General features: G+C 59.4%; 4 protein-coding genes and 2 pseudogenes. 3 read left to right on the plus strand and 3 right to left on the minus strand.

Translation table 11 applies throughout. The features are described 5' to 3' along the window. The first annotated feature begins 23 nt into the window (after window positions 1-23). Together MAXJ12_RS33715 and MAXJ12_RS33725 are read left to right on the plus strand one after the other, a co-directional pair. A complete protein-coding gene (locus tag MAXJ12_RS33715) occupies window positions 24-2,069 on the plus strand; it encodes a carbamoyltransferase family protein (RefSeq protein WP_008840733.1) in 2,046 nt (681 codons plus the stop codon). Window positions 2,070-2,402: 333 nt separating this feature from the next. Then, on the plus strand, window positions 2,403-3,374 hold the full coding sequence (locus tag MAXJ12_RS33725; protein ID WP_040589661.1) for a nodulation protein NodZ: 972 nt from the start codon (window positions 2,403-2,405) through the stop codon (window positions 3,372-3,374). A gap of 216 nt (window positions 3,375-3,590) precedes the next feature. Here the strand turns inward: MAXJ12_RS33725 and MAXJ12_RS33730 are convergent, their stop codons facing one another. The 3 genes and pseudogenes from MAXJ12_RS33730 to MAXJ12_RS33740 form a co-directional block, all read right to left on the minus strand. Then, a complete protein-coding gene (locus MAXJ12_RS33730; protein ID WP_040589670.1) occupies window positions 3,591-4,070 on the minus strand; it encodes a transposase in 480 nt (159 codons plus the stop codon). Between the two features lie 416 nt (window positions 4,071-4,486). Next, complete coding sequence (locus MAXJ12_RS33735; RefSeq protein ID WP_008840738.1) at window positions 4,487-5,842, minus strand: ComEC/Rec2 family competence protein; 1,356 nt, start codon at window positions 5,840-5,842, stop codon at window positions 4,487-4,489. A 641-nt stretch (window positions 5,843-6,483) separates the two neighbouring features. Next, a pseudogene (locus MAXJ12_RS33740) lies at window positions 6,484-7,440 on the minus strand (IS110 family RNA-guided transposase); the annotation flags it as partial. Between the two features lie 197 nt (window positions 7,441-7,637). Here MAXJ12_RS33740 and MAXJ12_RS33745 point away from each other — a divergent pair. Further along, a pseudogene (locus tag MAXJ12_RS33745) lies at window positions 7,638-8,661 on the plus strand (IS110 family RNA-guided transposase). The last annotated feature ends 315 nt before the right edge of the window (window positions 8,662-8,976 follow it).

Raw genomic sequence — 8,976 nt, forward strand, 5'->3', positions numbered from 1 at the left:
GTTACGATGAATGGAGAAGCAAGATGCTATGCCTAGGATTGAGTGGCGGACTTGACAAAGTCTATGAAAACCGACTCGAGCTTCCGAATACATTTCTTCACGATGGCGCTGCGGTACTGGTCCGGGACGGACAGGTGATAGCAGCCGTAGAAGAAGAACGCCTCAATCGGATTAAACACTCCAACAAGCTCCCAAGCAAGTCGATTCAATACTGTCTTTCAGCCGCTGGCGTTCAGCTCAGCGAAATCGATCGTATCGGGTACTACGCTACCGAGGCCTATAGCAACGCTGTGCTCGAACGCCTGTTCGTTTCCCAGCCGGACATCTCCATGCCGTTGGATGCCGCACTGTTGCTGCAGAGGCTACTGGCGCAGGAGTTCGATTTCGAGGTCGATGCTTCGCGTGTCTCATTCGTGAGTCACCATCAGGCGCACGCTGTGAGCGCTTTTGCGATGTCCGGCTTCGAACAAAGTCTGATACTTGCGATTGATGGCGGTGGTGATTTTCTCTCCGGGCTCTTGGCTCTGGGGGCAGGAACCGACGTTACGCAAATCGAGACGTTCCCGGAGAATAACTCCCTAGGGCTATTTTATCTCGAGACGATCCGGTATCTCGGCTACGGCATATTCGATGAGTATAAGGTGATGGGGCTTGCCCCCTACGGGGATCCCGTTCCCTATCGCGAACTCTTCGAGCAGTTCTACGAGCTCTCCGCCGAAGGTGGTTACCGCGTCCATCTCGACCGGATCGGTCCGACGTTGCTCCGCAACATCGAGGTCAGGCGAAAGGGAATGCCATTCACCCAGCAGCATCGAGATGTAAGTGCGTCATTGCAGGAAGCGCTGGAGCGGATCGTGTTTCATATTCTCCGGCATCATCGTGAGACTACCGGTATGAAGCGGTTGTGCTTGGCTGGAGGGGTAGCCCACAACTGCACCATGAACGGTAAACTGCTGTATTCAGGGCTTTTCGAAGACATCTTCGTGCAACCGGCATCGCACGACGCTGGCTGCGCATTGGGCGCCGCACTAATGGTGTCAAACGAGCTGGGCCGCCCCGCGCCACGCAAGCGATTGCAGGAGGTCTATTGGGGGCCTGATCTCGGGAGCGACCGCGCGGTGGAGCGGGAACTGAATGCATGGGCCGGGCACCTCGATGTTGAACGCACTGATGACGTGGCAAGCAGCGCAGCCGACTGGATGGTCAATGGCGCTGTGATCGGATGGGTGCAGGGCCGTTCGGAGTTCGGGCCACGTGCCCTTGGTAACCGCAGCATTCTTGCTGACCCGCGACCTGCCGCAAACAAGGACCGGATCAACGCAATGGTCAAGAAGCGCGAAGGCTATCGACCGTTCGCGCCGTCTGTGCTGGAGGAGGAAGCGCGCGAATTTTTCGACCTACCGGACGGTACGAGCGAATTTCCCTTCATGAATTTCGTAGTTCGGGTGCGCGACTCAAAGCGTGACTTGCTCGGCGCCATCACGCATGTGGACGGTACGGCTCGGCTGCAAACGGTATCGCGCAACACCAATCCGGCCTACTGGGATGTTATTGATGAATTCAAGAAGCGGACCGGCATTCCAATTCTGCTCAATACGTCCTTTAACAACAATGCAGAGCCGATCGTGGACTCGGTTGCAGACGCCATCACCACATTTTTAACGACAGATCTGGATGGTCTTGTGGTCGGGTCGTTCCTCGTCAAAAAGCGGGCTCCAACGCTGGAGGATTGGACTGCGCTCGCGGTTTCATTGCCGCCTTATGTATCGCTGCATCAAACCCGCGCATTCACAGCGCCAGATTGCCAAGAGACGGTCTGCGAGATCCGTGCGAACCATTCCAGCCGTGACGGTGTTCGTATTTCACATGACGTGTTCGACCTGCTGATGCGTATCGAGGGCGAAGCGGTGATCGGAGATCTTCTCGATATGGTTACCTTCGATCAGGTTGCGCGTGAAGCTCTCGTCAAAGAATTGCGGGAACTATGGGAGCAGCGCCGTGTTCGGCTACATCCCTCACACGCTGCTCGTATGGATCAAGACTGCGATCAAATGCCGGATCGAGCATAAGAGGCTGCCGATGAATAAGGCGGTTCCAGACAGGCCCCGTGATCACGTCGGTTTGCGTCGAACATCAAGAGAGCCACATGTCCATTGCGCCCAGCAAGCAGTCGGTGTGGACCGACAGGGTGTCTTCAATGCAAACCATCCAAACGCTGGACGCATAACGGGCTCCGCCCAAAATGGGTCCCTCCATTCCAGTGCGGTGCACGAAGAGTTTCTGCCGGTGCAATTGGCCAGAATCGCGACCGCTCGTGACTGGATCGGGCGAGGCCATACATTGCCCCTAACCTCCTAATCCTTGTCGTATTCCGGAAGGCGCAAAAGCTTGTGGGTGGCTCAATGAAGGATCGATTCGTCGTATCTCGACGGCGTACTGGTTTCGGTGATTGCCTATGGTCCCTCGCGGCAGCTTGGTCCTACGCGCAGCGGACGGGGCGGACGCTAGCGGTGGATTGGCGCGGCTCGTGTTATCTCGATGAACCCCTTACCAACGCCTTTCCGGTGTTCTTCGAGCCAATCCAGGACATCGCTGGCGTCCCGGTCATTTGCGACGATCGGATCAACCAGCTCTCATTTCCTGGGCCGTTCTTCCCGCCGTGGTGGAATAAGCCATCGATTGACTGCGTTTACCGGCCAGATGAACAGATTTTCCGGGAACGAGACGAGCTGAGAGAGCTTTTCGAAGGCCAAGGTGATAATGAAGCCAACACCGTCGTGTGTGATGCTTGCTTGATGTGGCGTTGCGGGGAAGATGCCGAACGACAGGTCTTTCAGAGTATCAAACCAAGGCCTGAAATCGTGTCCCGGATTGAAGCCATCTACCAGGAACACTTTAAGGGGAACAGCATAATCGGGGTTCATGTCCGGCACGGCAACGGCGAAGATATTATGGAGCACGCGCCCTACTGGGCTGATTCGGAGCTCGCCTTGCGGCAGGTATGCACTGCTATTCACAAAGCCAAAGCGCTACCGCATCCAAAACCTGTAAGGGTTCTCTTGTGTACGGACAGCGCGCAGGTGCTCAACGAGTTATCAGGCGTGTTTCCCGATCTCTTCACTATCCCGAAACGCCTCCAGGCGGATCGGGCCGGGCCTCTACACAGTGCAGCACTGGGGGCTGACGGCGGCTTTTCTGCCCTCGTCGAGATGTATCTACTTGGGCGATGCGATACCGTGATTCGTTTTCCGCCCACCAGCGCCTTCTCGCGCTATGCCCGCCTCTTCGTGCCACGCGTTGTTGAGTTCGATTTGAACGATCCGGGTCGTTTGATCGTGATTGATAACCCGTCCGAACATCTCCCGATTTCATAAGGTACCCGGCAACCTCGCCGATCTAGTTCTGATGGGCAGGCGCCTCGCTCGTTGCGGAGCAACAGGCGGACCTTGCCGATCTATCGATATGGTCGCAAGTCGCATCGGCAGGGACGATGGCCGCGGAGCGCGGCCGTGCGGCAGGCCGGATTGCCGAGATAACATTCAATGACTGAGGCACCGAAACGAACGGCTGAGCTTTGGCCCCTGGCCGGCTCAAGCCAGCCCAAGCTTTTTCCTGAGTTCGGCGTTTTCGTTTCGGAGCCGGTCGGCGAGGAGCTTCTTCAGACGGGCATTTTCTTCTTCAAGCTTCACCAGATCCTTGAGCTCATCGCTCTGTTTTGTGTGCCGGGCAGTTTTCTTCCACTGATAGTAGGTCTGTTCCGAGATTCCGGCTTTCTGGACTGCGGTCCTGATGCTCTCTCCCTGTCCGATCTGCTTTTCGATCGCGCCTAGCTTTTGGGCCCGCTCTGTTTCAGAGTATATTTTCCGCGCTGTCCGGACTGTAGGCGAGGCGACCGCTTTAGATGAAGACGCCTGTGGGGCCGACTTGGCGGCTCCGGTTCGTACAGCACCTGCGCGCTGTCCGGTTCGCTTCCTCGTCTTTGGCATCACTTCCTTTGTGTCAGGTATCTGTTCCTTCGCCGACACCGCGGCGGCTGTCTGATTTGCCTCTGTTTCCTTGAGGTCGGCCATGAGACACTCCCTTCGATATCAACCATCTATTCTCCACGCAGCATCAATAACTTACGAACTTTGTCAACATAGCCGAAACCCCTGCTCTCATTGTAGCCAGTCCAAACCTAAAAAGCAGAGGCGTCAGTGCAGTGCAAGCTTACCTTGAAGCGCGTGCCCCCGCGGCCACTACGATCCGGAGGAGCGGCTCGAGCTCAATCCCAATCACAGAAGGCCGCAGGCCGCCAGGCCACTGAAATGACGCCTGAACTCGGTGCCAAAGCCGCGCCCATCGGGCTGCGCCTGGAGCGGCCGGCGCGGACAGTCAACAACGGCCGACTGGCTGATCGCCTCCAAGCTCGACGAGCCGCGGCGCTCGGTTGAGAAATTCCGATTCAAAGTTCGGATGATGCAGGCCGAGGGCGAAAAAGCTGCTCTTAAAAATCTGGGGCAGGGTCGATCACCACATCCACGAAGCCATTGCCGGTGAGGCGAGTTTCGAGATCGGTACGGAGCGGCTGGGGCCGATCCAACCACTTTTTTTCGTATATGACATAGTTGGGGAGATCGGCGATCCGGTCCTCGTGAAGCTCGGCCAGGTATTTCCTGGTGTTGCTGACCCGCTTGCCGAGTTCCACCAGAAGTGTTCCGCGCGGGATCACTTTGTAGAAGGTTCGCTCCGTCGAGACGATCGCCTTGGCCGTGGGCTTTGCATTGCCCTGAGGAAGCGGGAGGATGGCATCGAGAATGGTGGATGGCTCGGTTGCCCCGCCGTCCTCCTTGTCATTCCAGGGCGTCGAGTTGATGCTGCCATGGTGACCGATCTTGAGGAAGTCGATCGGCTTGTTGAGCTCGCTCTTGTGCAGTTTCCACGCAGTGTTCCAGGCGAAGTTCTTCTTCTTGTCGCGATAGGCCCTGTTCCATTCGGCGTCGCCAACGAAGAGCAGCCGGCGACCGCGCCATTCGATGAGCAGCATGACGCTCGTATTATTGACGATCTCGCCTTCCTCCTCGGCGAAGGCCAATGCGCTCGACAGCAAGCGGGATTGGAGGCGCTTGAAATCGGAAGCGCTGATGTTTGCAGGACCCGCGCTGCCGGCTCGCTTCCTCCCGGCGGCGCCAAGCAGGCCCGTCGAAGCTGAGAAGCCGTGCAGGATGTCGCTGGCGGCATCTCCGAGGTAATAGGTGTCGATATCGAATTCGGGGCCGAGCACCTTGAAAGTCGCGCCAGACAGCGTTTTCGGCTTCAGCTTGGCGGCCTTGATGTCGGCATGCACGTAGAGCGGCGCGATGCCGTTCTGTTGGGGCAGGACTGCACGCAACGCGTCCACCGCGCCGTCGTTGCCGATGTCGTAGCGGCCGACAATGTCTTCGAGTTCAGGGCTCAGCGCCAAATTGCGGGCGGCGATGTTGCGCATCGCGGTCGCCGCCAGATCGTGGAGCTGGTGCGCGAATTTGGCCTGCGGATGATCGCGGTCCATCGCAACGCTCATCCAGATATTCTCGATCCGAACATCGCTGAACCAGTCGGGATCGAGGCCTTTGATGTGGTCTTCGTGTTCGTGGCTGACCAGCAGGAGGTCGAGACGCTTCCGGCCGTCCTCCGCTGGCAGCTCACCCTTCAAGTGGTCGAGAGCGGTTTTCAATTCGTTGGCGCTGCCCTTCTTCCCGCAATCGATGAGGATGTGGAAATCGTCGACCTTGCTGCCTTTCTTGCGGGCTTTCGGGATGCGGACATAAATGCAGTCGCCGACGCCGACATTGTAGGCGCGGATCAGGAGCTGATCTGCCATGGCCGCTCTCCCATCTCCTCGTCTTCGTCGCCGCCAATCCCGATATGTGGCGAAAGGGCGAAGCGAAGGTTACCGTCGACCCATTCTGCGGTCAGCGGCGCAATCGACTTCTGCAGCAGCCCTGCGGCGCCGCCGGCAACGCCATCGCCGATCCGCCCTGCCGCGATCCGCGCGGCGAGTGCGTTCAGGAATGCTTCGCGGCGGGCTTTGCCAAGTTTGACCTCCTCTTCCTCGGCCTGACGTTTGCGGGACCCCTTGATGAGCGGCAGGGTGCCGGGCTTGCGCATCCAACCCAGGCAGTTTCCGTCTATGTCGAGCGCCAGTGTTCCGCCGCAAAGCGCGCTGGTCGTCTCACCCGTGAACTGGCCAAAGCGCTTGCCTTCGAGCAACACATCCTCGCGCCAGATGTACTGCAGGAGGATTTGCTGCGGCAGCCGGCGACCCGACACCGTCAGCTTCTGCGCCATCGCCAGATCGGTGACGACGACATCGGCGGCAAAGGGGATGAAAAGGTCCCTGCGGTTGTCGTCGAGAAAGCGGTAGGCATTGGCGCGCGAGGCCGCAATGCTCCTTGGGTCGTGGAAGACCGATATGTTGAGCCGGTCAAAGACGGTGGCCGGCTTTTTCAGCTCGGCCGCCATCAATTTGCGCGCCACCGCCACGGCGGCTCGTTTGAAGCCGATCCTCTCCCGGAGCTTGAGACCCCATGTGCGCAGGCTGCTTTCGGTCGAACAGCGTGTCAGGATGACCGCCGCGGCTTCGTAGAGAAGCCCTCGCAGATGTCGATCCCCGCGCCGAGATATATGGCCGTCATAATCGACTTCTCCCGATTGGTATCGGCGAGTTGTCAGGCCGATCCAGGCCGCGACAGAGCGGGACTTCTTGAAGTTGTCTGGATTCTCAATGGCGGTGACGAAAGAGGTCGCGGTGATCACACCGATGCCGGGGATCGACATGAGGGTGCGGCAGGCTTGGCTTTGACGAGCATCCGCAACCAGTTGGCGCCCGAGCTCGGCGGCGCGGATACGAATGCCGCGCCAGGCCTCCAACATCGGCAACACGATAGGAGCAAGCTCGTTCTGATCCGTGAGAAGGCTCCGGACATTCTTTTCGAATGTAGTTCCCTTGCCTGCTGGAACGAGCAGGCCGAAGGTTTTCATGATCCCTCGGATCTGGTTGGAAAGCTCGACGGTGATCCGGACCAGTCGGGTGCGTGCTGCCACGAGCGTGCGGGTCAACATGCTATCGAAGCCTTTAACGCGAACCTCGCGAAAGAACCCGACTTCTGCAAGATGCGCCAGACCGTCGGCATCGTTCGCGTCTGTCTTGTTCGCCGCCATATCAAGCGCAGCTTTGGCATGGCGAGCATCAATGCAGACTGCTGGCAACCCCACGCTGCGCAGGGAGTGATAAAACCACACCGACAGAGGACCGGTTTCGAATACGATGCGCTTGGCGGCAGGCGCCCGCTTCCTGACAAGTTCGGCAATGATGTTGGGATCAGATGCGCACTTCCCGCGCCAGATCCGTTCGCCTTCACGGCGGATCGACACTGCCGTCTCTTTCATCGACACGTCGAGACCGATATATTCTGTCATGGCTGTTCTCCATTCGATGCTTGGGCCCGGCGTCAGGTCGTGAGCCCGTATTTCCATCTTATCGGGGAACAGCCACCCTCCAAGGCTATGATCGGCTCTAGGGCACGTCGCTCCCGCGATTACCCCATGTGGACGCCCCCCTGACGGCATCAATGTGCCAAAGTGGTGACGTTGAGAACCACCGGAGGAAGGCGTCCATGTCACAAGTTACCACCATTGGCCTGGATTTGGCCGAGAACATCTTCCAGGCCCATGGCGCAGATGCCGCCGGCGCCGTCGTGTCCGTAGGAAGTTGCGGCGCGAGCAGGTGCTGGCCTATTTCGCCGCGCAGCCGCCATGCCTTGTGGCTATGGAGGCCTGCCCGGGCGCGCACTACTGGGGTCGCGAGATCGGCAAGCTCGGCCATACGGTCAGGCTAATCGCGCCGGCTTACGTGAAGCCCTTCGTTAAGCGCCAGAAGAATGATGCCGCCGATGCCGAAGCGATCTGCGAGGCCGCGCAACGACCGACGATGCGTTTTGTGGCAATTAAGAGCGAGGAGAAGCAGGCCCCGGCTGTGATCTTCCGAACCCGCGATGTGCTCGTCGGCCAGCGCACCCAGCTCATCAACGCGATCCGCGGCCATCTGTCCGAGTTCGGCCTGATTGCGCCGCAGGGCCCCTCGCATGTCGAGCGGCTCATTACACAGATGAAGATCCTGCCTCGGGCGTGCCGGAGGCCGCACGCTGTTGCCTTCTCATGCTCGTCGAAGCACTGCGTAGCCTCCAGGAACAGGTCAAATCGCTGGACACGGAGATTGCCGCTCGGGCCAAGGCCGACGACACCGCTCATCGGCTGATGACCGTGCCCGGCATAGGTCCGCTGATCGCTACCGCACTCGAGGCAATGGCGCCACCGGCGGAGACATTCCGCTCCGGGCGCGACTTTGCAGCCTGGATCGGGCTGACGCCGATCCAGCGCTCAACCGGCGGCAAGGAACGGCTCGGACGAACGTCCCGGATGGGTGAGCGAACGCTGCGGCGCCTGCTCATCATTGCATCCAGCGCCGTGGTTCGCTGGGCCAAACGCAAAGGCGTGCCATCCGGCTCGTGGCTTCATAGAATGCTGGCGCGCAAGCCGCCGATGGTAGTGATTGTGGCGCTGGCCAACAAGACCGCGCGCATCGCATGGGCTCTGATGACGAGGGGTGGAATCTACCGAGCTCCGACCGTCGCCGCCTGAGTGCGGGAAGCGGTCGAGGCTGTCGGGAGGGCGTGAGAAGGTCGAAGGACAGGTATGGCGCAACGTCGGCGAGGCGGGATCAGGAGAACCAAGCGCACGGGGAGCGCTTCGAGCGCGTTCCAGTGATGTGGACCTGATCCTCGAACTCCCATACGGGCCCGCGGCCCATGAGAAGCCGCAATGAGAGGCCGAACACATGGCAGCACCCGAACACGCGCAGCAGCCTGCACCAAAGATTCTTCTTGCATCCGTCGGGGCGTCCACACATGGCCGTGCGGCACGCCGGCCCGGCAGCGTTCGCCGCGCAGCGCTCTT

This window comes from Mesorhizobium alhagi CCNWXJ12-2 (genome assembly GCF_000236565.1).
Lineage (GTDB): Bacteria > Pseudomonadota > Alphaproteobacteria > Rhizobiales > Rhizobiaceae > Allomesorhizobium > Allomesorhizobium alhagi.

Coding starts and splice junctions, on each gene's coding strand:
- MAXJ12_RS33730 (WP_040589670.1), bottom strand. CDS start 4,070: ATGGCCGACCTCAAGGAAACAGAGGCAAATCAGACAGCCGCCGCGGTG.
- MAXJ12_RS33735 (WP_008840738.1), bottom strand. CDS start 5,842: ATGGCAGATCAGCTCCTGATCCGCGCCTACAATGTCGGCGTCGGCGAC.
- MAXJ12_RS33715 (WP_008840733.1), top strand. CDS start 24: ATGCTATGCCTAGGATTGAGTGGCGGACTTGACAAAGTCTATGAAAAC.
- MAXJ12_RS33725 (WP_040589661.1), top strand. CDS start 2,403: ATGAAGGATCGATTCGTCGTATCTCGACGGCGTACTGGTTTCGGTGAT.